The organism is Thermosynechococcus sp. FA-CM-4201 (genome assembly GCF_054689355.1).
Genome location: NZ_CP079920.1, coordinates 2,709,580 through 2,731,327 on the forward strand (window position 1 = coordinate 2,709,580; position 21,748 = coordinate 2,731,327).

22 protein-coding genes, 1 tRNA gene and 1 pseudogene are annotated in these 21,748 nt (G+C 53.2%); 7 read left to right on the top strand and 17 right to left on the bottom strand.

Annotated elements, in window-relative coordinates:
• Positions 1-162: 162 nt before the first annotated feature.
• From KV190_RS13300 to KV190_RS13315, 4 genes are all read right to left on the bottom strand, one after another.
• A complete protein-coding gene (locus tag KV190_RS13300) occupies positions 163-1,302 on the bottom strand; it encodes an AI-2E family transporter (RefSeq protein WP_460193878.1) in 1,140 nt (379 codons plus the stop codon).
• A gap of 83 nt (positions 1,303-1,385) precedes the next feature.
• A complete protein-coding gene (locus KV190_RS13305) occupies positions 1,386-2,480 on the bottom strand; it encodes a metallophosphoesterase family protein (protein WP_460193879.1) in 1,095 nt (364 codons plus the stop codon).
• A 9-nt stretch (positions 2,481-2,489) separates the two neighbouring features.
• Positions 2,490-4,046 (bottom strand): bifunctional phosphoribosylaminoimidazolecarboxamide formyltransferase/IMP cyclohydrolase, encoded by a 1,557-nt coding sequence (gene purH / locus KV190_RS13310; RefSeq protein WP_460193880.1) that lies wholly within the window; start codon positions 4,044-4,046, stop codon positions 2,490-2,492.
• A 45-nt stretch (positions 4,047-4,091) separates the two neighbouring features.
• Positions 4,092-5,126 (bottom strand): ribose-phosphate pyrophosphokinase, encoded by a 1,035-nt coding sequence (locus tag KV190_RS13315; RefSeq protein WP_460193881.1) that lies wholly within the window; start codon positions 5,124-5,126, stop codon positions 4,092-4,094.
• Between the two features lie 73 nt (positions 5,127-5,199).
• Here KV190_RS13315 and KV190_RS13320 point away from each other — a divergent pair, with 73 nt between their 5' ends.
• Positions 5,200-6,096, top strand: coding sequence for a carbohydrate ABC transporter permease (locus KV190_RS13320; protein WP_460193882.1), 897 nt, complete (start codon positions 5,200-5,202; stop codon positions 6,094-6,096).
• Here KV190_RS13320 and KV190_RS13325 read toward each other — a convergent pair.
• From KV190_RS13325 to KV190_RS13345, 5 genes are all read right to left on the bottom strand, one after another.
• Positions 6,093-6,212, bottom strand: a complete 120-nt coding sequence (locus KV190_RS13325) for a photosystem II reaction center protein J (protein ID WP_099798822.1) — start codon at positions 6,210-6,212, stop codon at positions 6,093-6,095. The two genes, KV190_RS13320 and KV190_RS13325, sit on opposite strands and share 4 nt — an antisense overlap.
• Positions 6,213-6,257: 45 nt before the next feature.
• Positions 6,258-6,371: a photosystem II reaction center protein L gene (locus KV190_RS13330; RefSeq protein ID WP_149820459.1), complete on the bottom strand. Its 114-nt coding sequence runs from the start codon at positions 6,369-6,371 to the stop codon at positions 6,258-6,260.
• A 12-nt stretch (positions 6,372-6,383) separates the two neighbouring features.
• A complete protein-coding gene (gene psbF, locus KV190_RS13335) occupies positions 6,384-6,521 on the bottom strand; it encodes a cytochrome b559 subunit beta (RefSeq protein ID WP_099798824.1) in 138 nt (45 codons plus the stop codon).
• Between the two features lie 7 nt (positions 6,522-6,528).
• Complete coding sequence (psbE, locus tag KV190_RS13340) at positions 6,529-6,783, bottom strand: cytochrome b559 subunit alpha (RefSeq protein WP_149820457.1); 255 nt, start codon at positions 6,781-6,783, stop codon at positions 6,529-6,531.
• 139 nt (positions 6,784-6,922) lie between these two features.
• On the bottom strand, positions 6,923-10,003 hold the full coding sequence (locus KV190_RS13345) for a CHASE2 domain-containing protein (RefSeq protein ID WP_460193886.1): 3,081 nt from the start codon (positions 10,001-10,003) through the stop codon (positions 6,923-6,925).
• A gap of 205 nt (positions 10,004-10,208) precedes the next feature.
• On the opposite strand from KV190_RS13345, the gene chlG reads away from it, so the two are divergent.
• Positions 10,209-11,204 (top strand): chlorophyll synthase ChlG, encoded by a 996-nt coding sequence (chlG, locus tag KV190_RS13350; RefSeq protein ID WP_460193888.1) that lies wholly within the window; start codon positions 10,209-10,211, stop codon positions 11,202-11,204.
• Positions 11,205-11,213: 9 nt separating this feature from the next.
• Positions 11,214-12,143, top strand: a complete 930-nt coding sequence (locus KV190_RS13355) for an RluA family pseudouridine synthase (RefSeq protein ID WP_460193890.1) — start codon at positions 11,214-11,216, stop codon at positions 12,141-12,143.
• 17 nt (positions 12,144-12,160) lie between these two features.
• On the opposite strand, the gene KV190_RS13360 is transcribed toward KV190_RS13355, so the two are convergent.
• Positions 12,161-12,233, bottom strand: a tRNA-Ala gene (locus tag KV190_RS13360).
• A gap of 165 nt (positions 12,234-12,398) precedes the next feature.
• Between KV190_RS13360 and KV190_RS13365 the strand changes: the two genes are divergently transcribed.
• On the top strand, positions 12,399-13,754 hold the full coding sequence (locus KV190_RS13365) for a PrsW family glutamic-type intramembrane protease (RefSeq protein WP_460193891.1): 1,356 nt from the start codon (positions 12,399-12,401) through the stop codon (positions 13,752-13,754).
• A gap of 30 nt (positions 13,755-13,784) precedes the next feature.
• Here KV190_RS13365 and hisH read toward each other — a convergent pair whose 3' ends face one another.
• Complete coding sequence (gene hisH, locus KV190_RS13370; RefSeq protein WP_460195298.1) at positions 13,785-14,381, bottom strand: imidazole glycerol phosphate synthase subunit HisH; 597 nt, start codon at positions 14,379-14,381, stop codon at positions 13,785-13,787.
• A gap of 177 nt (positions 14,382-14,558) precedes the next feature.
• Here hisH and KV190_RS13375 point away from each other — a divergent pair.
• The 3 genes and pseudogenes from KV190_RS13375 to KV190_RS13385 all read left to right on the top strand — a co-directional run bounded on the left by KV190_RS13375 (position 14,559) and on the right by KV190_RS13385 (position 17,123).
• Positions 14,559-15,732 (top strand): annotated as a pseudogene (locus tag KV190_RS13375) (RNA-guided endonuclease InsQ/TnpB family protein).
• A 281-nt stretch (positions 15,733-16,013) separates the two neighbouring features.
• Positions 16,014-16,193 carry a hypothetical protein gene (locus KV190_RS13380; protein WP_460193892.1) on the top strand — a complete coding sequence of 60 codons (180 nt, stop codon included), beginning with the start codon at positions 16,014-16,016 and terminating at the stop codon, positions 16,191-16,193.
• Between the two features lie 51 nt (positions 16,194-16,244).
• Positions 16,245-17,123 (top strand): FHA domain-containing protein, encoded by an 879-nt coding sequence (locus KV190_RS13385; protein WP_460193893.1) that lies wholly within the window; start codon positions 16,245-16,247, stop codon positions 17,121-17,123.
• On the opposite strand, the gene scpB is transcribed toward KV190_RS13385, so the two are convergent.
• The 6 genes from scpB to KV190_RS13415 all read right to left on the bottom strand — a co-directional run bounded on the left by scpB (position 17,083) and on the right by KV190_RS13415 (position 21,583).
• On the bottom strand, positions 17,083-17,604 hold the full coding sequence (scpB, locus tag KV190_RS13390) for an SMC-Scp complex subunit ScpB (RefSeq protein WP_460193895.1): 522 nt from the start codon (positions 17,602-17,604) through the stop codon (positions 17,083-17,085). The genes KV190_RS13385 and scpB overlap by 41 nt on opposite strands.
• 3 nt (positions 17,605-17,607) lie before the next feature.
• Positions 17,608-18,597: a beta-ketoacyl-ACP synthase III gene (locus KV190_RS13395; protein WP_460193896.1), complete on the bottom strand. Its 990-nt coding sequence runs from the start codon at positions 18,595-18,597 to the stop codon at positions 17,608-17,610.
• Positions 18,597-19,622: a phosphate acyltransferase PlsX gene (gene plsX / locus KV190_RS13400; protein WP_460193897.1), complete on the bottom strand. Its 1,026-nt coding sequence runs from the start codon at positions 19,620-19,622 to the stop codon at positions 18,597-18,599. Before plsX ends, KV190_RS13395 begins: the two co-directional genes overlap by 1 nt.
• A 106-nt stretch (positions 19,623-19,728) precedes the next feature.
• Positions 19,729-20,262: a gamma carbonic anhydrase family protein gene (locus tag KV190_RS13405; RefSeq protein ID WP_460193899.1), complete on the bottom strand. Its 534-nt coding sequence runs from the start codon at positions 20,260-20,262 to the stop codon at positions 19,729-19,731.
• Between the two features lie 53 nt (positions 20,263-20,315).
• The gene (locus KV190_RS13410) at positions 20,316-20,975 is read right to left on the bottom strand and encodes a DUF4335 domain-containing protein (protein ID WP_460193900.1); all 660 of its coding nucleotides are present in this window, start codon (positions 20,973-20,975) and stop codon (positions 20,316-20,318) included.
• The gene (locus KV190_RS13415) at positions 20,975-21,583 is read right to left on the bottom strand and encodes a DUF3038 domain-containing protein (protein ID WP_225901665.1); all 609 of its coding nucleotides are present in this window, start codon (positions 21,581-21,583) and stop codon (positions 20,975-20,977) included. Before KV190_RS13415 ends, KV190_RS13410 begins: the two co-directional genes overlap by 1 nt.
• Positions 21,584-21,748: the final 165 nt, after the last annotated feature.

Consider the following 21,748-nt stretch of genomic DNA (forward strand, 5'->3'; position numbering starts at 1 on the left):
TGGGCTGGCGGCGATTTTGGCAGTTGTGGCGATCGCCCGAGATGGATTGGGACTTAGTGAAACAGGGTCTCGGCTACAAGGCGTGGCCGAATATCTGGGCGGGCAGAGAAATTGTACCGGAGCTAGTGGGACCCATTGAGCCGGCGGTGGTTGCCGATCAGATTAAGTCTCTATTGAGCCATCCTCAGAAATTGCATCAGATGCGGCAGGACTTGCGGCAGCAGGTGGGGTCGGCGGGGGCAGCGGCAAAATTGGTGGATTTGACCCTTCAGGTGGCGGGCTGGCCTGCCAGCGATCGAGAATGTCCTTGAGCACAATTTCTGTAAACCAAATCTGACCCACAATCACTAGAGGCAGTGCCAGCAGTAACCCCAGAAAGCCAAAGAAAATGGCAAAAATAATTTGTGAAACCAGCGTCACAGCAGGCAGGAGAGCCACCTGTTTGGCCATGACGACGGGCACTAGCAGGTATTGCTCCAACTGTTGAATCACAATGTAGGCAATGAGAACGGCCACCGCTCGCCATGGATTATCAATAAACGCAATGATCATCGGCGGAATCACACTCAGAGCAGGGCCAATATTGGGAATCGCCTCCAAAAGGCCGGCCAAGAACGCATTGGCCAAGACCAACCGCACCCCCAGTAGCGCAAGAGCAATGCCACTGACCACACCAATGACGAGCATATTTAGGCCTGTGCCCGCCAGCCATGCCAAGAGTGCCTGTTCACTTTCGGTGAGAATCGTGTCAATGCGAGACCGATAAAACGCTGGAAACAGGCGAATGAATCCCCGGCGGTAGGGCTGCGGATCAATCACTAGCATCACCGTCAGCACCAAGACCAACAGCGTATTCAGTAAGACCGCCAGGGTATTGGAAAAGAGGGCAAAGAAGTTATTAAAGATTTGCTCAAGGAATGGCTCTAACTGCGTAATCAGCCGATTGATTAGAGGAGTATCATCAAAGCCGCTACTTGGCAAAAGGTAAGCCATCTCATCAAGCCATGCTTCCACCCGCCCTAGCCCCTTGGGAATCAATACACCCAGTTGCTGCGCTTCCTGCAAAAAGGGGGGAATGATCATCCAAAAGAAGCCAAAGATGATTAGGAAAGTCAAGCTAATACTGATGGCGATCGCCCGCCCCCGTTGCAGTCCCCAACTCTGGAGCCGCAGTTGCAGCCAGTTGAGTGCTGTTGCCAAGACCACCGCCAAAAAGACCAAGAGTAACACTTGGCGAATTTCCCAGAGGATGTAGAGACACACCCCCAGTACCAGCAAGCCAATCCACTGACCAAACGTCACTACTTTGCATCCAATCCGTGCCTCAACCCCCTATTAGAGCAGGTTTTGGAACCCTACCATCCCAACAAAGGAATTGCGAGGTGCTAAATGACAAAGACCGTATTGTTGTCCCGAAGCTGGGGATACTCCGCTGGTGGTCGGTGGTTGAACTGGGCAAAGTAGGCGGCCAAGGGTTCCGGTAGCGTCGGTAGTGTAACTTGGGTATCTCCTTGGGCAATTTCTGGCCAGAGGGACGATAGGGCTTGGGCGAGGGGCTGGGCCTCAGTTTCCGATAAATTAAAGGGCGGCAAAGTGAGAAAGCGCACCATAAACCCCGCACCGCGCTGCAGCATCCATTGGCGAGAGAGATCACTCAAGGTGGGATAGGCCTGCAGGGATTCAATACGGTAGGATTCCACGTCCACTTGCCAGCCCCCTTGGGGATGTTCCTGCAAAATCAGCCGGCGATAGGGATGGGGATAGCTGACGAGGGAACCAGTTGTGAGGTCAAATAGCCCCTGCTCATAGGCAATGTCTTGGACATGGAGATGGCCAGTTAAGACCAAAGCCACCCCCGCCGATCGCAACAGGTTCAATAACTCCGCTCGATTCTCCAAGAGGTAGCGCTGCCCCATCGGACTTTGGCTCTGTTGTGGCCAATGCTCAAGGACATTGTGGTGAATCATCACAAGGCGCAGGCCGGCAAAGGGTTCTGCCAATAGAGCCGCCAACCATGCCAGTTGTCCTTGATCGACTGCCCCCACCTGCTGACCCGTCGGGCTAAATTGGTTGGAATTCAGGGCAATCAGTTGTAGGTTGTCTGCAAGCAGGGTTTGATAGTAATGCTTGGCGCCCTTGCCATAGCCGGCGTGGCCATACCACTGCGGAAAGTCAGCCCAACCAATACGCTTATGATCCCCTAGCAGCAGAGGCACATCGTGATTCCCCGGAATCACATAGCAGGGAATGGGCAAGGTTTGCAGATAGGTACTGAGCCAGCGATGGTTAAGGATTTCGCCATCCCGCGTCAGATCACCGGGAATCAATAGGGCGTCAATTCCTAGTTCGAGGAGATGGGCAACGGCAGCTTCAAAGGCAGGGATACTGACTTCGTAGAGAAAAATGGGGGGATAATCTGTCGGAATCGTCTCCGGCAGGGCGATGTGGGGATCACTGATAATGCCGAGTCGCACCGCCATCCCTATTTCCTAGTGGCGGAAGTGTCGCCGGTTGGTAAAGACCATGGCAATTCCCGCTTCATTGGCTGCTTGGATAGACTCATTATCCCGCAAACTGCCCCCCGGTTGAATAATCGCCGCAATACCGGCAAGGGCAGCGGCTTGCACAGAATCGGCAAAGGGGAAAAAGCCATCACTGGCCAGCACACCCCCCCGCGCCGCCTCACCAGCATCACTGAGGGCAATTTGCACGGCACCGACGCGATTCATTTGACCGGCGCCAATCCCTTGGGTTTGGCGATCGCGACTGACAACAATAGCATTGGACTTAACGTGCTTCACTACTTTCCAAGCAAAGATCAGTTCTGCCATCAACTCTGGACTGGGTTCAGTGGCCGTAACCACTTGCCACGCCTCTGGATCAATGGGGACGGGGTGAATATCTTGGACAAGAAAGCCGCCAGCAATGGTTTGAATCGCGGTAGTGGGAGCCGTCTGCAACTCCGGTAAGGTGAGAACCCGCATCTTGGGCTTGGTTTTCAGGATTGGTAGGGCTGCTTCCTCACAGGCGGGAGCCACGACACACTCTAAAAAGGTACGGGTCAAGGCTTCAGCGGTAGCCACATCCAAGGGGCGATTCAGGGCAACAATGCCGCCAAAGGCAGAGACACTATCGGCTGCAAAGGCACGTTCGTAGGCCTCCACAAGGGTTTTGCCCTCCGCTACGCCACAGGGATTGGTGTGTTTGATAATGACGGCGGCGGGAGCACTCTCCCCGAGGAATTCACTGATCACCGCCCGTGCCGCTTCTAAATCCAGCAGGTTGTTGTAGCTCAGTTCTTTGCCTTGGAGCAGGTCGGCGGCTGCCCAACCACTGGGGTGTGCCCCACTGATGTACCAAGCAGCCCGTTGATGGGGGTTTTCGCCATAGCGCAGGACTTGTTTTTGCTGCCCCGTCAGGTGGAAGACCGGCGGCAGAATTTCTGGCTCAGTACCGGGGGACGTGATGTTTTGGAGATACTCAGCGATCGCCTGATCGTAACTGGCCGTCAGGGTAAAGGCTCGCTGGGCACAGGCGAGGCGAAAAGCAGGTTGGGCTTCCCCGTGCAGACGCAGTTCCTGAAGATAGGTCTCATACTGGCTGGGATCCACCAACACTGTCACATGGGCATGGTTTTTGGCAGCAGCGCGAATCAGCGTCGGCCCACCAATATCAATTTGCTCGATCGCCTCAGCAAGGGTGACATTGGGCTGGGCAATTGTTTCAGCAAAGGGATAGAGGTTGACAACCACTAGATCAATGGGGTTAATCCCTTGGGCTTGCAGATCAGCCTCGTCTTCGGGGCGATCGCGCCGCGCCAAAATACCGCCGTGAATTTTCGGATGCAGGGTCTTGACCCGCCCACCAAGGATTTCCGGTGCCCCTGTGTACGCCGAGACCGTTGTCACAGGAATCCCCGCCGCCTGCAAGGTCTTTGCGGTGCCACCACTACTCAGGAGCGTAAAGCCAAACTCCTGCACCAAGGCCGTAGCCAACTCCACCAGTCCCTGCTTATTACTGGTGCTGAGTAAGGCAATTCGCCCCATGCCTGTCATCCTCCTAGGCGATCAAGAAAACCTATTCTAGCGGTTTTAGCGGAACATACTGCTCACAGAGCTATCTTCATGGATCCGCCAAATGGTTTCTCCGAGAATACTAGCCACCGAGAGCACCGTGAGTTGGGGAAAGCGTTGCGTCTCCGGTACGGGAATTGTGTTGGTGACAATCACCTCTTCAAAATCGCCCCCTTGGAGTCGCTCGATCGCCGGCGGTGAAAAGACCGCATGGGTCGCACAGGCATAGACTTCCTTGGCACCTTCCCGCCGCAGTAACCGTGCCCCTTCTAAAATCGTGCCGGCTGTATCAATCATGTCATCCACAAGTACTGCCGTTTTGCCCTTAACATCCCCCACCACGTTCATCACTTCAGCGACATTGTGGGCTTGGCGTCGCTTATCAATAATGGCTAGGGGCGCATCATCAAGCTTATTGGCAAAGGCACGGGCACGGGCTACCCCACCCACGTCGGGGGAGACTACCACAATATCCTCAAGATTTTTGCTGCGCAGGTAGTCAAGGAGCACGGGTGAACCGTAGACATGATCCACGGGAATGTCAAAGTAGCCTTGAATTTGCGCGGAGTGCAGATCCATGGCCAGAACGCGACTGGCTCCCGCTTGGGTAATCAGGTTGGCGACTAGTTTGGCGGTAATGGACTCGCGGCCAGCGGTCTTGCGATCGGCACGGGCATAGCCATAGTAGGGGATCACCGCAGTCACTTGGCGGGCTGAAGCGCGGCGGCAGGCATCCACCATGATCAGCAGTTCCATCAGGTGGTCGTTGACGGGTCGGCAACAGGGCTGAATGAGATAGACATCACAACCGCGAATGGATTCTTGAATCTGCACATACAGCTCGCCATCAGCAAATCGCTTGCGCACCATTGGGCCGAGATCAATACCGAGGTAGCGGGCAATTTCCTGAGCAAGGGCAGTGTTGGCAGAACCCGAAAACAGCTTTAGACGACTATGATCAGAAATGTGAGAGGGGGCAGTCGTGGGCAATGGCGCAGTGTGAATCACAGCATCTCCCCAAGATGGCGTGCATTTTGATTTTGATCTTATCATTTCCAATTTCGGGAGCCACTACCCTAGGATTGAATTTATAGAAAGCCGAATTTTGAGGTCATCATCTTTGCCAATGGCGCGATCGCAATTCCTACGATTGGGGGATGTTTTTTTGTCACCGATAGGGGTCGCTTGGTTATTCCTTTTACCTGCACTTTTGTTTCTGACAATTTTTGTTTTTTTACCGATTTTGTACCTTGTCTATCTTAGTTTTACGACGGGGAGTTTTAGTCAAGAAGGGGTGCGTTGGGTTGGCCTGCAAAATTATCAGCAATTGCTCCTGAGTCCAGACTTTTGGCAGGTGATTGGCAATACCCTTTATTTCACAGTGGCAACGGTGCTACCCACGATTGTGCTGCCCTTACTCTTGGCGGTGGGTCTCAACCAAGGGATCAGGGGACGGGATGTGCTGCGCACGGCCTACTTTTTGCCGACAATGACCTCGATTGTGGCGGCGGGTTTAGGGTTCCGTTGGCTGTTTCAAACCGATGGCCCGGTGAATCAACTGGTACAAACCTTGGGGGGACAACCCATTGCTTGGCTGAGTGATCCCACCTGGGCAATGCCAGTGCTGATTTTGCTCAGTAGTTGGAAGCAATTGGGGTTTAATTTAGTCGTCTTTTTGGCGGGGTTGCAAACCATTCCCCGCGATCGCTATGAAGCGGCACTTCTCGATGGTGCCAATGCTTGGCAACAGTTTCGCTACATTACGCTGCCGGGACTGCGACCCACCTTAATTCTCGTGTTTGTCACAACAACGATTTTCACCTTGCGCAGTTTTGAACAGGTCTATGTGGTGACCGGTGGCGGCCCCCTAGATACAACAAACCTGCTGGTATTTTATATTTACCAACAGGCCTTCGCGTTATTTGACTTTGGCTATGCCGCTGCGGCAGCAACGGTTCTTTTGGGAGTGACCCTTGGACTTATCTGGCTACAATTGCGTACGCGCCAAGACCCCAATCTCTAGAGAGAGGAGCCAAGACCAGCGTAGGCACCGTAGAAGAACAGCCCGACAATCACAATCACTCCCATGCCGGCCACCGTGGCCACAACCCAGAGGGGAATGCGTCCGCCTTCAGACAACATGATCAATTCCTCCTAAGCAGATTCAGTTATAGATGAAGGGATTTAGTTAAAGAAGTAGCTTGAAAAGAGCAACGCAAGGACGAAGATCAGCAACAACCCTAGGTACAGGGATGTGCGATTCAGTTCGACCGGCTGACGATTGGGATTCGGTTCCATGGCTGCACCTTCCTAACGTTGGATAAACTGCATGGCCGCGATCGCCCCGAGGAAGAAAATCGTGGGCACAGCAAGCGTGTGAACGGCCAACCAGCGGACCGTAAAAATCGGGTAAGAAACGGGTTCTTGATTGGGGGTGTTACTGGTCATGGCAATCCTACTTCACCTGTTCTAAGAAGGTTTCAACTTGTTGTTTAGCTTGAAAGCGATCGGTCACAAGAGGAATCGACCGCTGTTCCTGAGCATAATAGCTATCGGGGCGTGGTGTGCCAAACACATCATAGGCCAAACCGGTGCTGACAAAGAGCCAGCCAGCAATAAACAACGCCGGAATGGTGATACTATGAATCACCCAATAACGGACACTGGTAATAATGTCGGAAAATGGTCGTTCTCCTGTCGTTCCAGCCACGTTGCGATGCCTCCAAAGTGTCTAATGTTAAAAAAAGGAAACGGTACTATCCATCATACAGCCTTTTTTCACAACGATTGAGCCGCCTAAATAAGAACTGCAAGCCCCCTCTACAGCACTCAAGCTTTGGTCTATAAGCCTAGAGTCCAGCCTTGGCCAAATCGGTGAGCACGTCTTCAGCACTCTGGTAGCGATCGCGAAAGTTGTACTTAATCATTTTATTGATAATGGCAACAAACTGCGGTGAAAGATGCCGTCCCGGCTGCCAGACAATATCCCCCGTGTGGGGGTCAGAGGGCAAATCCATCGGGGCGAGTCCCGTCAGACCTTCAACAATAACCATGCCCAAAGAGTAAATATCACTGGCAATCACGGGTCGTCCTGCCATTTGTTCGCTAGGGGCATAGCCACGGGTACCAATTGAGATCGTATATTTGCCGTGCTGGAGCAAGTCCTCGGGCTGGACATGGCGTACCGCCCCAAAGTCAATCAAAAACAGTTGTTGATCACTGCGGCGGCGCATGATATTGGCAGGCTTAATGTCCCGATGCACCACCCCAAACTGATGTACATACTGCAAAATTTCCAAAATGCTCTTGAGAATGGCGAGGGCTTCAGCTTGGGAGAGGGTAACTTTCTTTTCAAACTCCTCTTTGAGGGATTCGCCATCCACATACTCTTGGGTGAGATAGAAATATCCCCCCTCCTCAAAGTAAGCCAGTAATCGGGGGATACGCTCGTGTTGACCCAATTGGGCTAAGGTTTCTGCTTCCCGCTGAAAGAGGCGACGGGCAATAGCCAAAAAGCGTTCATCCTTACGGGAGGGCACCAACTGCTTGACCACGCAGATCGGATGATCGGGTAGGTGTAAATCCGCAGCCAAGAACGTGCGCCCAAATCCCCCTTCCCCTAGTTGACTCAGGACACGGTAGCGTCCCCCCACAGTTTGTGGCAGCGGTTCACTGGGTTCTTCGCTAATGTCAGAAATGACGGTGGTTTTGGGTTGGGTGCCGCTCGGTGTTTGCGTCTCTGTGGTTGGGGGGGGCGGCGAGGGGACTGTCGTGGCGGGAGTCACTTCTGGAAGCTGGGTGGGATCCACAGGCGCCGCGGTTAAGGGGTCAGGGTTGGACGGCTGTGTTTCTGGTAGGTCTCCCTTGGGGGTGTCTGGGATTGATAATTGGGTTTCGGGCAAGTCTGCGCTGGTTGTAAATTGGGTCGGGGCGGGTGAGGTGATGTCGGGTGGTGTTTCAGGGGTGTCCCCATCGGGAGTTGAGGTGACTTCTGCTGGACTCACGGACTCAGGCACCGCCAGTTGGGTTTCAGGCAAGTCCACACTGGTTGCGAATTGGGTTGAGGGTGTCGAGGTCAGGTCTGGGGTCGTCAGTGGCTCAGGTAGGGTGAGTTGCGTTTCAGGTAAATCAACCGTAGGAATGCTAGGGGTCTCCGGCATCGTTGTTAAGGCTTCGGGAACCGTCAGTTGGGTTTCTGGTAAATCAGGGCGCAGTGTCGAGGGTATCTCTGAGGGAGCCGTTGGCTGCGGGGTAGAAACCACCCTCTGGGTTTCAGGAAGATCAACATGGGTAGGTTCAGGAGCAGTTGTGGACGTTTCTGGCAATTCGGTGGCGGAAGTTGCCGCGTCCTCAGGGTGAACGACTAAGAAGGTTTCCCTCTCAGTGATAGGCTGTGGTGGTGTCTCGCGGATCTCTGTGGGGGGAATCTGATCAACGACGGCGGTGAGGAGGGTAGGTGCGGTGTGGGGTTTATCCCCAGGGGGTGGGGTGGGTTCGATGGGGGTAAAGGAAATTTCTGTTTCCGGTTGCAGCACCGTTGCATTGGCATCCGTCTCTAGGCGAGAGACTTCTGTTGGCGAGGTTTCGGGGATTTCCAAAATGGGGGCTGATTCAGGTGTGGTTGATTGACTGATGCCTTCAGTAATTAACTCCAAGGGAGTCGCTGACAGGCCACTGGGGACAGCCGTCGGTGTAGAGGGGGTAGAGGTGGATTCAGCAGGACTCAAGGCACGGTAGCCTAGCATCAAAACTGCCGCACTGCCAAAGCCAACAAGAGGCGCCACCAGCGGAAGCCAACTCCCCTGTAAAAAGAGCAGAAATGTCAGGCCACTGAGACCCAGTCCCCCAGCAACCAACAGCGGCACAATCACCCAGCGGTGTCCCTTGGCGATAATCACGGCACCAAGCCCAGACCAAGCCAGAATCCAAAGGGCGATCGCCTCCTGTGGCCATGTACCCATCGGAGAGCGGTTATCGAGAGCGGCCGCTAGCAAATCTTCAAGGATTGCTGCTTGAACCACAACACCGGCGGTAAGGCGGTTGGTTTGCCCCGGCAGGGTCATCGGAATCAAAAACTTATCGTTACTGCTGCTGCCAGTGAGGCCAATGAGTACGGCGCGATCGCGCACCTTGGAGGGCAGCACTTGACCCGTCAGCACTTCGCTCAGGGTGACTGTTTCATAGGGCTGGATTGGGTGGGCATAGTTGATTAGGATTTGAAAGCCGGCGGCATCTAGGTTGTTGTAGCCCCCCCAGTTGCTGGTTAAGGCCTGAAAGCGAGCTGTTCCCAAGTCAAGGCGGTTTTGAGTTGCAGCTTGGGGATTAATTCCCAGAAAAACACGCGCCAAGGCAAGGGCAAAGGATTGGGGGGTAGAGCAGCGATCGCTGGCTTCGGGTTGAGTTGCCAAAATCGCACGCCGCACCACGCCATCATCATCAATGGGAATGTCAGCAAACCCTACCTGATCATTCAGCAGTCCAGCGGGAGGGGCAATTCCGGGATCTGCTTCGCTCCCCACTTTACAGACAATAACGGTGTTGGGCTGGGTCATCATCACCCGTCCGAGGGAGGGCAGCACATCGGTTGGCGGCTTGAAACGATCGGGAACTGGAAAATCGCGAAAAATATCAATGCCAATGACCTTGGGTTGGTACTCCTGCAATTCATTGAGGGCTTGAATGAGCACCTCGTCAGGAATTGGGTACTGCTTGAGGGTTTGAATATCAGCCTCGGTAATCTCAACAATCAGCAGGCGCTGGGAGGTGGCCGGTGTCGATCGCCAGCGCAGCCATTGGTCATACACCCTTAATTCCAAGGGTTCCAGCAGGCCACCCATCCGCAGTGCAACCACACCCACTGTGGCGATCGCCGTTGCAATGACCGCCGGTAGAGCGCGTTTAAGATAATCGGGGATGGAGACAGGGGTCATGGCACAATGTGGGGCTGTTCCGCTGATGCTGAAAGATGCTAAAAGCAGTTTCGCTTCTATCCTGACCTACACCACGGGCGATCGGCAAATTTACGAGGACAACTCTTAACATCCTGCCCACTTCAGAGAGCAACATGATTCCCCTAGGTGGCGGAAGGTGAAACGACTATAATCATTGAGGTGATTGCTGAGCACAACAAGCGCTATGACGGAAACCCCCGATTCAACGACGACTTCAACATCCCCAGAAAGTACAACGGCAGCGGCACGGCAACTGCTGGGCATGAAGGGTGCCAAAAGCGGCGAAACCAATATCTGGAAAATTCGCCTCCAATTGATGAAGCCGATTACGTGGATTCCCCTCATTTGGGGTGTGGTCTGTGGTGCAGCGTCCTCGGGGGGATTCACATGGAGTCTGGAGGATGTGCTCAAGGCAGCCACCTGTATGCTGCTGTCGGGGCCTTTGATGGCCGGCTATACGCAAACGCTCAACGATTACTACGATCGCGAGATTGATGCAATTAATGAACCCTACCGTCCCATTCCTTCGGGGGCGATTTCCCTCAATCAAGTGCGGGCACAAATTATCTTCCTCGTTGTCGCGGGTTTGGGGCTAGCTGCTCTACTTGATCTATGGGCTGACCATCCCACGTTCCCCGTCACCAAAATTGCCTTGCTGGGGGGCTTTTTGGCCTATATTTACTCCGCACCGCCCCTGAAACTGAAAAAGAATGGTTGGCTGGGAAATTATGCCCTAGGAGCAAGCTACATTGCCTTGCCGTGGTGGGCAGGTCACGCCCTTTTTGGCGAATTAACACCGACGATTGTGATCTTGACGTTGATTTACAGTTTGGCGGGCTTGGGCATTGCCATTGTCAATGACTTCAAAAGCGTTGAGGGCGATCGCCAACTCGGCTTGGCGTCCTTGCCGGTGATGTTTGGCGTTACCACCGCGGCATGGATCTGTGTCCTGATGATTGACATTTTCCAGTTGGGGATTGCGGGCTACTTGATGGCGATTCATGCCAATCTTTATGCCGTGCTGTTGATTTTGCTAATTATTCCCCAAATTGTCTTTCAGGATATGTACTTCCTGCGGGATCCCTTGAAAAACGATGTCAAGTACCAAGCCAGTGCTCAACCCTTTCTCGTCTTAGGGATGCTAGTGGTGGGTTTAGCCCTTGGGCATACGCTGGTGTAGTTGGGGGGCATGACAACATCGCTGATTTTCAAGGTAGAAAAGGGGGGCGATCGCCTCGATACCTTCCTTGCCCAACAGCATCCTGAACTCTCGCGATCGCGCTGGCAGCAATTGATCCAACAGGGGCACGTACGCCTCAATGGCCAAGTTTGCGATCGCAAAAATCAGCCCCTCAGTGGTGGTGAGGTACTAGAGGTGGTGCTCCCTGAGCCAGAGCCATTGGATTTAATCCCTGAACCCCTACCCCTGAGTATTCTCTACGAGGATGATGAGTTACTGATTCTCAATAAACCGGTGGATTTAGTCGTGCATCCTGCCCCTGGTCATAGCCACGGTACCCTAGTTCATGGTCTATTGGCCCACTGTCCTGATTTGACGGGCATTGGCGGTGTGCAGCGGCCGGGGATTGTGCATCGCCTAGACAAAGACACCTCTGGGGTCATGGTTGTTGCCAAGACGGAATTTGCCCTACACCATCTGCAACAACAACTGAAAGCACGGCAAATGCAGCGCCACTACCTTGGTGTCGTCTATGGTCAACCCCCTGAGGACACTGGAACCGTCATTGCGCCCATTGGTCGTCACCCGGTAGATCGCAAAAAGATGGCCGTGGTGCCTCCTGAAAAAGGCCGCACAGCAATTACCCACTGGTACGTGAAGGAGCGCTTTCGCCACTGTGCCCTTGTGGAGTTCCACCTTGAAACCGGTCGTACCCATCAAATTCGGGTTCATGCCGCCCACTTGGGTTGGCCGCTGTTGGGGGATCCCCTCTATGGCCGAGGCACACCGCTAAAAGTGAAGCTGCCCGGCCAAGCTCTTCATGCCTATCGCTTACAGTTGCAGCATCCACGCACAGGTGAGGAGATTGTGGCGATCGCCCCTCTACCAGAGCACTTAGAAAAATTACTGCGACTCTTGCGCCAGTCAGTTCTTAATTGAGATTATCCTCGTTTGGATGGAGCTAAGCGGATTCGAACCGCTGACCCCTTCAATGCCATTGAAGTGCTCTACCAACTGAGCTATAGCCCCGAATCAGCAGAATCTTATCTTCGCCCAAAGTACTGCCCTTTGTCAACTCCTCGTCACAAAGCAAACTTCTCCTCAGGAGCGCTACTCAAAGTTTTCCTGTGCCTTGTCTTGGGGCGATCGCCCTCTCGATCAAAGGAAGTATTAAGCGGCCAGTGTATAGTGGGGGTGAGTGCTGAGCAGGTCGGACTTTGGGAGTCTCAATTGTCCCCCTTGCAGTTGATACGGGTGCTAATGAATCGCGATCGCTCCCCCCTCAATCCAACGCTGAAGTATGCGGGTGTGCTGCGGCAAGTCTCCCCTGAAATGGGGCAGTTTTGGCTCTCCCAAGAGGATGTGACGATTATTGGCCGTGATCCCGATACTTGCCATATTGTCCTTGACGCTCACATTTACACGTCTGTTTCCCGCCACCATGCCCAACTCACTTGTCAAAAACGAGGCGGTATTCCCGTGTGGGCGATCGCAGACCTTGGGAGTGTCAATGGCACCTATGTCAATCAACAGCGAGTGGAGACATTAACTGTACTCAATGCGGGCGATCGCATTCAATTGGGGCGCCAAGGACCTGAATTTGTCCTAGAATATCTTCCCCTCACCGAAGTCGTCAGCACCCAGCCCGATCAACCCCTCACCCTCACCCAACTCCTGCCCATTTTTGCTATTCATCCCGACTGGGTACGCAAAGCCTATCTGGTACCGGGGATTGTCACGGTGGTTGCGGTCATCCTCCTTTTTGCCACGGCTGGCTCCCCCGATGCGTTCAAGGTCATCTTGGCGCTCTATTTGGGCAGTGCTGCCTATTACTTCATCTATCAACTCTGTGGCAAACGCAAACCTGCATGGGTTCTACTGGGCGCGTTGACGCTGGAAATTTTGATTCTGCAAAGCCCGATTTTGCCAGCCATGATCTATCTCTTTCGCACTGTTTTACCCGGCCAACTGCATCCGCCCCATCCTTCATTTTGGGTGTTATTCAGCCGCAACTTCATTGGTGCCGGGTTAATGGAAGAGCTACTCAAGGCTTTACCAATGATCGTGGCCTATGGCTTAGGGCGATGGCTGCCGAGTCCGTGGAAACAAAAGGTAGGCGTATGGGAACCCCTCGATGGCATTCTCTTGGGAGCGGCTGCCGGACTCGGTTTTACGTGGACAGAAACCCTTGGGCAGTATGTCCCTAGTATTGCGGGTCAATTTGGTAATTTAGCTGGTCTGCAAGTGCTGATTCCCCGGGTCTTGGGATCCCTAACGGGTCACATGGCCTACACGGGCTACTTGGGCTATTGTGTGGGATTGAGTGTATTGCGCCCCCATCGAGCACCCTTGATTTTAATGGTTGGCCTAGGTCTAGCGGCCTTTCTCCACGCCCTTTGGAATACGGCTGCCGCCCGTTTTGGTCCGATGGGTTTGGCAGTGGTGGGGATTTTGGCCTATGTGTTTCTCACCGCTGCGATTTTGAAAGCGCGTCAACTGTCCCCGACGCGATCGCAAAACTTTGCCACCCGGTTCTATGGTTATCGCTAGCGCGAATCTTTGATGCTGCTAACGAGATGCTTACTGATGTTTGACCAGCGTGACAAAGTTGTGGAGAAGTTGCAGGCCGATCTTACCGGACTTTTCGGGGTGAAATTGAAAAGCAAACACATTGTTGCGGGCGATCGCCGCTGTTACAGTTTGCTGACCATGGCGGACGGTTGCGGCCACTAGTTCTGGATCATCAGGGGCGACAAAGTAGGAGTGGACAAAATATACCCAAGGGGTTGGCGGTAAATCCTGCCAGAGGGGACAGGCGGATTGTGTCAAGGCCAGTTGGTTCCAGCCCATGTGGGGGATTGTGAGGCCGGGTTCAGACTGAAAGCGTTTAACTTTGCCTGCAAAAATACTAAGGCCGGGTTCTGTTCCCTCTTCACTGCATTCAAAGAGGACTTGCAGGCCAAGACAAATCCCCAAAAAGGGCATCCCCTGCTGAATCACCTGCTGAATGACAGGCACCAGTTCCCGCTCGTGGAGATGAGTCATGGCTGGGTCAAAGGCACCCACACCGGGGAGTACCACAGCATCGGCAGCACAAATGTCACTGGGGCGATCGCTCACTAAGGGCGTTGCCCCCACTACATCAAGGGCTTTACTAACGGAATGCAGGTTGCCCATATCGTAATCAATAATGGCGATCGCTGGTGCACTCACAGGAGACTTCCCCAAAAGTAACCCTACTTATTCTACAGGGGTGTTCATCACCAGATTTATGTCTGGAAGCCCCATACTTTAGTACGGGGAGGAAAGACAAAGACGACTTTAGCCGGTGCTAGAGTTGATACAATTTTATCTATGGAACAAACCCTAACAGTCGTTTGCAAGCTTCAGCCCACTCCTGAGCAGTCTCTCAAAATCGAGCGATTCTTGAAAGCGTTTGCAGATGCTTGCAACTTTACCAACAAAACCGTTCAGCCGACCGTAACGAATAAGATCACCATTCAAAACAGGGTTTATCAGGAACTTCGTTCTCGGTTTGGGTTAAGCGCTAATCAAGCGGTTCGGGTTTGTGCCAGAGTCGGAGCCAACCGCAAGACCGCCAAGCTGAAAGGTAAAGCGGTTCAAGAATTCAAGCCAACTTCAGCAGATTATGATGCTCGCATCTTTCATCGGCTCAGTTGTGCAAACATCGGGATGGCTTCTACTATATCCACATCCAAATAACCGAAGAGGTTCCTGAACCCTCTGAACCGAGCACCGTCATTGGCGTGGACTTGGGGCGACGAGAGATTGCTAAAACCAGTACAGGTGGAGGTTGGGATGGGAATCAGTTAAACGAACGTCGAGATAAATTTCATCGAGTGAGAGCATCGATTCAAAAACGAGCCTCGCAGGGCACAAGAAGTTCGCGGCGGTCTTGCCGAAAACTTTTGAAACGGCTGGCGGGTAAAGAACAACGCTTTCAACAGTGGCTCAACCATTCGATCAGTGCGGTGATTGTCCGTGAAGCGAAAGCGCTTAATGCGGTGATCGCGATAGAGGACTTGACGGGAATTCGCGAGCGGCTGAATCAACAACCCCGAAGCAAAACCGAACGCAGACGCTCAAATAGCTGGTCGTTCTATCAATTGCGGCAGTTTATTGAGTACAAATGTCTGCGAGACGGCGTGAGGTGGGTGACGGTCAATCCAGCGTATACCAGCCAAACTTGCCATCGATGCCTGCATATTCATCCTGATCCTTGTCGGTCCTATCGAAATGGCAAACAGTTTGCTTGTGGTCATTGTGGCTGGGTTGGTGATGCTGATCTGAATGGTGCCTCTGTGATTGCCTTATTGGGCGAGTTCGTAACGCTCGCTGGAAGTTCAGGCTATTTGGCTTGCCCAATGGCCTAGGGCTACTGAAAGCCCCCGACTTTAGTTGGTGGGAAGTTTACAGCTTGCCTTGCATCCCGCACAATAGCGAATCCCTGCCAAAGGACGAGGCTGGCGATGCCAAACCCCACAATCAAATCAGGATAACAGGATAAGGGGAATGGAAGAGAGCTACCTCCCTGTCTAGCCCATATTTTGGAAAAGAGTTGTAACGATAAGAACTGTTGCAAAGAACTGCTAAATACTACTTTCATACCTGTATAGCCAAGTGGTAAAATTGTCGTAGGAAATAATTAAAGGCTAGCAATTGCCCACATTATTCTCATTTCTTCTCCTTTTGCAGCCTATGGTTGTTTGGTTATCATCCTTTTTACAGACAGTAGAGCCATTACTAGTACCAATTTGTTTCTGTTTTGCTTGGCTATTGCTGGTAATCATGGCGTGGAATGTGTGGCAATTCACACAGGATGGGCTGGCGATCGCCCGCCGTTTGCATCAAATTCCCTGTTCTCGCTGTCGTTTCTTTTCAGGAGACTACCGCCTAAAGTGTTCACTACATCCCGATTGGGCAGCGACTGAAGCCGCCATTCAATGTCCCGACTATCATTTTGAATAAAGCACTTCGAGACCTAATTTATTCCTACAGGGAGTTGGAAGAGGGATCACCTTGTTACCACAGTATCCACAATTGGTCATCTCCACAGAGGCCAGCACCTATATCGTCCCTCTTACCCAAGGCAATTCATGGGTGATTGGTCGAGGCAAAGACTGTACGATTGTTTTGGCGGATCGCTGGTCTTCCCGCCGCCATGCCATGATTCAGCGTCTTGATAATGATGATTATTATCTCATTGATTTGGGGAGTCGCAATGGCTGTGTGCTGAATGGTCAAATGATTCAGGTGCCGACGCTCCTCAAAACGGGCGATCGCTTCATTATCGGCAAAACAACCCTTGAATTTCGTACGGATGAGGCGGTTTCCACCACCCCGCCGGATGCCCCTGTTGCCCTTCAACCCACGATTCTGATCATTCAACCCCCCGGCATTCAAGTACAAATTTGGCAAGAATTGCTGCGCAGTCAAGGGCTAGAAGTCATTGTGGAGTCAGGACAAATCAATAGCCGCCGCATTATTAGTGATTTTGTGACCGTGATGCAGCGTAACCCTGACCTGTTGCTCCTTGATTCGCAACTGGAAACCCCAGATATTGGCAACCTTTTGAATTGGATCAAGGCGACCTATCCGAAGCTGCGCAGTTTCATTATTGACCGCTACGACAACCACATTTCCCCTATGCAGCGACAATGGGCAGTAGAACATGGAGCAATTGATTGGCTCCCCGCACTGCCCGATGAAAATCTGACAATGTTTGGGGCGGAAATTGCGGCTCAATTGCGGCGCATTCTCAAGGCCTTGGGGCGCAACAAACTAGAGCAAGACAAGCTCGCAGTTGCCCTTTTGAACCTGCAATTGGCAACCAATGATGATTTGCCCTCGCAGTTGCTCAGTGAGTATGTGAATCGTCCGCCCTCTCCTCCGCAATAGTTGGCAGTTGATCCACTTGGAAATACTGGTGAAAGCGCTCAGTGACCTGGAGGATGTAGGAGCGACTTTGGCTATCCCGCCGCCGCTGAATAAACCCAAGGGTGAGGAGTTCTTGAATGTGTTGGTAGGCGCTAGAACCCCGCAATTCAATCACCTCGGGTTGGCGAATGGGGCCACGAAAAGCAATCAGGGCTAATGTGCGCTGTGCTGCAACCCCCAATTCAACGGGGATAAGGGACTGAACCAGTTCTTGAAAAGCGGGCTTGAGTTGCAGGCTGTATTTATCGTCAATTTGAACAATTTCAAGGGCGGTTTGGCGATGGGCATAGTCGTTGAGTAGCTCAATGAGTGCCAGTTCAATGGCCTCAGGGTCAGTGGCAGCGAGGGTTGCCAGTTCAGCAAGGGTGAGGGGCTGTGCCTTCAGGTATAGAATGGCCTCTACCCGCATCGTTAATGTACGCAGGTCAGTGTCCCCTTGCATAGGCTATTGCCAGCGGAACAGGGCAGCTCCCCAAGTCAAACCAGCACCAAAGCCAGCGGTGGCAATTAAGTCTCCGGGTTGAATATGCCCCTGTTGAATCGGAGCCGCAAGGGCAAGGGGAATCGAGGCGGCGGAGGTATTACCACACTGACCCACATTGCTAATCACTTTCTCCTGAGGGATGCCTAAACGCTCAGCCACAGCATCAAGGATGCGTTGATTGGCCTGATGCAACACCAGCCAGTCAATTTCCTCAACCGTACACCCCGCGCGATGCAGGGCTTTCTCAATGACTTCCGGGACTTGGGTGACAGCAAAGCGATAAACTTCACGGCCATTCATGGCAATGGGAGCAAATCCCCCTTGGGCGATCGCGAGATTGTCCCCTAAGGTCTGGGGAGTACCAGCAAAGGCAAGGGTAAGGTGCTCATTGAGGCGGCCATCACTGCGCAATTCAAAGCTGAGGAGTTGATCAGCCTCGCTGGCTTGCAAGACCATCGCGCCGGCGCCATCGCCAAAGAGAATGCAGGTGCGGCGATCGCTCCAATCCACCCAGCGCGACAGAATATCACCACCAATGACCAAAGCACTGCGGTAGGCACCGGTGCGCAAATACTGGGCCGCCGTAACCAAGGCAAAGAGGAATCCAGAACAAGCAGCCGTTAAGTCAAAGGCCACGGCATTGACCGCACCAATGCGAGTTTGCACCAAGCAGGCGGTGCCAAAGAGATCATCGGGCGTAGAAGTGGCCAAGATGATCAAATCAACTGCTGTCGGTTCTAGGCCGGCCATCTGTAGGGCTGCACCCGCCGCTTCGCTAGCCAAATCCACAAGGCGCTGGTCAGGCGCTGCCACGTGCCGTTCTTGAATGCCCGTACGGGATTGAATCCACTCGTCAGAGGTATCCACAAGGGCACTGAGGTGGGCATTGGTCAAGCATTGACGGGGGGTTGCCGCGCCCACGCCGCTAAATTTAACGCCCTGCACAGTCACTAAGCTTGATCCTCAACGGCAACGGCATGCTGATAACAGGCCTGAATCCGCTCTGAAACGCGATGATCCACCGCTTCCTTGGCTAAACGAATGGCATTAAAAATCGAGGGCGCTTGGGAACTGCCGTGGCTAATGATACAGATGCCATCCACCCCCAACAGCAAACCACCCCCATGTTCCGCATGATCAATGCGCTGCTTAATTTTGCGGAGATTGGGACGCAGCAGCGCCGTACCCAGTTGCCCCCGCCAGCCCCGAGGTAGCTCTTCGCGGAGAATTTGGACAAGGACACTACCCAAGGATTCAGCAAATTTGAGCAGAACGTTGCCGACAAAGCCATCACAGACGACGACATCAAATTGTCCCGACAGGACATCGCGGCCTTCGGCATTGCCCAAAAAGGAGATTTGGCGATTTTGCCGCAGGAGTTGATGCGCCTTGAGAGCTAGATCATTGCCTTTGCAGTCCTCTTCGCCAATGTTGAGCAAGCCCACCTTGGGATCTTCAACATCCAAGACATACTGGCTGTAGATCGAACCCATAACCGCAAATTGCTCAAGGTATTTGGGGCGGCAGTCCACATTGGCACCGACATCAAGCACAAGAACGGATTTGCCGGGGATCAGGGTGGGTAAGACGGCACCAATGGCGGGGCGATCAATGCCAGGGAGGCGACCTAAGCGCAATAGTGCCGCAGCCATCGCTGCCCCTGAGTGACCAGCAGAAACAACCGCATCAGCCGCACCCGCTTTGACCAGATCCATCGCCACGTTAATTGAGGCCTTGGGTTTCTTTTTCAGGGCGGTCAGGGGTTCTTCCCCCATTTCCACAACATCACTCGCTTCGACAATTTGGGGCTTGGCTGTGGGGGCATGTTCATTGAGGTAGCGCTGAATGGGCAGCGGATCACCCACAAGGAGAATATCGGCATCTAATTCTTCACTGGCTCTGAGGGCACCGGCAACAATCTCATCGGGAGCATAGTCACCCCCCATGGCATCCACAGCAATCCGTGCACGAGTCATTGGCTGAACTCTTACGAGAAAATCCTTCAGAATTCTAGCAGATGACAGCCCTTTTCCTAAGAATGGCGGACACTGAACACGGTGGGGGTCTGTTTAGGACAAACTTCTAGGGATAGAACCCCAGATTGGTGCCTGTGCCATTGTGGACATGGGCCAGTTGTTCATACTTGCGCGCATGCTGGCGTAGATCAGCAGCTTCAGTGTCACTCACTTCCCGCACCACTTTAGCCGGAATGCCCACAACCAAAGAGCGTGGGGGGACATCTTTGCTGACCACGGCCCCTGCACCGACAATACTGCCCGCTCCAACTCGAACGCCATTGAGAATCACGGCGCCAATGCCAATTAAGCAGCCATCTTCAACGGTTGCCCCATGAATAACCGCGCGATGCCCGACAGTTACTTCTGCACCGAGAATCGTGGGTTGTCCCGGATCGCCATGGAGGATGGCACCATCTTGAACGTTGGTGTGGGCACCAATCTCGATGTACTCCACGTCACCGCGTAACACGGCACCATACCAAATGCTAGAGCCTTCACCCAAGCGGACATCGCCGACAAGGGTGGCATTGGGGGCAATAAAGGCAGCGCGATCGCTGGCAACGGGAGGCCAAAAAGCACTAGGGGCGTTGATTACCATGGTTTATCCCAAGCATCAAAAAGCTAAACGACAGTTTAGTTTCCAAGGTCGGCCTAAGGATTCGGGGTTGCTGGTGTCGTGGGTGCTGGTGAGGGCGTGACGGCTTCGGGGGTGGGGGGCAGAGCTTCCTCGCGGGGGGGACGACGTTCGGGTACCGGTAGATGGAAAAAGATCGCAGCCATTACGGCTAAACTAGCAGCGCCAATACCCAAGGGCATCAGTTGTTTGCGCAAAGGCACAGCAGGGGCGATCGCCCGCCGGGGAAGGGAATGGAATGTCGGTATCAGGGTAGGCAGTGTTTGACTATCACTACAGAGTTGATCCAAGGCTTCCACTAGATCCGCTAGTTGCAGCCAAGTGAGCTGGACTTCTAGGGTTTCGGCGGCTGACTCTGCATTCTCTTCAGGGGACGCTTGCAGTAGCTGGCGCGGAATGTGGAGGGATACTTGATTAAAGGCCTGAATCTCGACTTGAATCGGGTACTGGGGCGATCGCCGTAACTTAACACCACTCAACCACGTTTGCGCCGCTGCGGGCACACTATTGAGCAACGCCACAAGGAATTCTTTCCCGCCCTTGACTCGCTGATTCTGGCCAATAATTTCCCACTCGCAGAGGGTGACAATATCCAACTGCTCTGCGCCGGCTTGACCACTCAGCCCTTCAATTCGCAGTGTGCAATTGGGCAATGAATACTGGCGTTGCAGCAGCATTAACTCACTTCCCCGTCAAATAAACTAAACCAGAGGCGTTCCATGCCCTTTGTGCCTGCACAGAGCAGAAGTTGTGCCAACAGCTTCAGACCCAACTCATTGAGGGCTTGATTATTTTTGTAGAGAAAGAGACCCGATCGCTGGAGGTTCATGCGTTTGCGAAAATGGCGGCGAAAGCGATCTAAATACTCCGCCAAGGGGGCATAGGTTTCCGGGGGTAAATTTTGCGCCTGCAATTGATCCAACACCAAAAGTAAATGCCGCAGGATTGCCGTCTGCCGCCGCGCCACTTGCACAACAACTGCGGTGAGTGCCTTTGTTTCCGCCAAGGGCAAGGGGGTACGCTGGGTAATTTGGCGAAAGGGATTAGTGCAGCGAATTTGCCAAAATACGACCCGATTGGGGATCATCACTTGCAGTTGCAGATCTCGCAGCACTTGCAACATCAACTCAGAAGCATGCAAATCAACGCACTCTAGGGCAAGCAACAATAAGTCTAATTGCCAACGTGCCCGCCGAGGACACACACTCACCCCTTGGGGGTCGGGCAGTGCTGCCAACATCGGGGGTAATAGCTCAACTTCAGGGGATTCGATTGTTGCTGGCATTGAGTTTGCCGTTTCCATAGACCCTAGAACGCTTACTATACAGCAATAGTGACAGCAGTCATGTTGAAATAGGCCTAGATGATCTTAGCCGTTTCTCCGCTGACGACGGCTGCTTATCTCTATGTTGCCCACTAGGCTGATTTTTCGAAAAGCAAGCTAGACTTG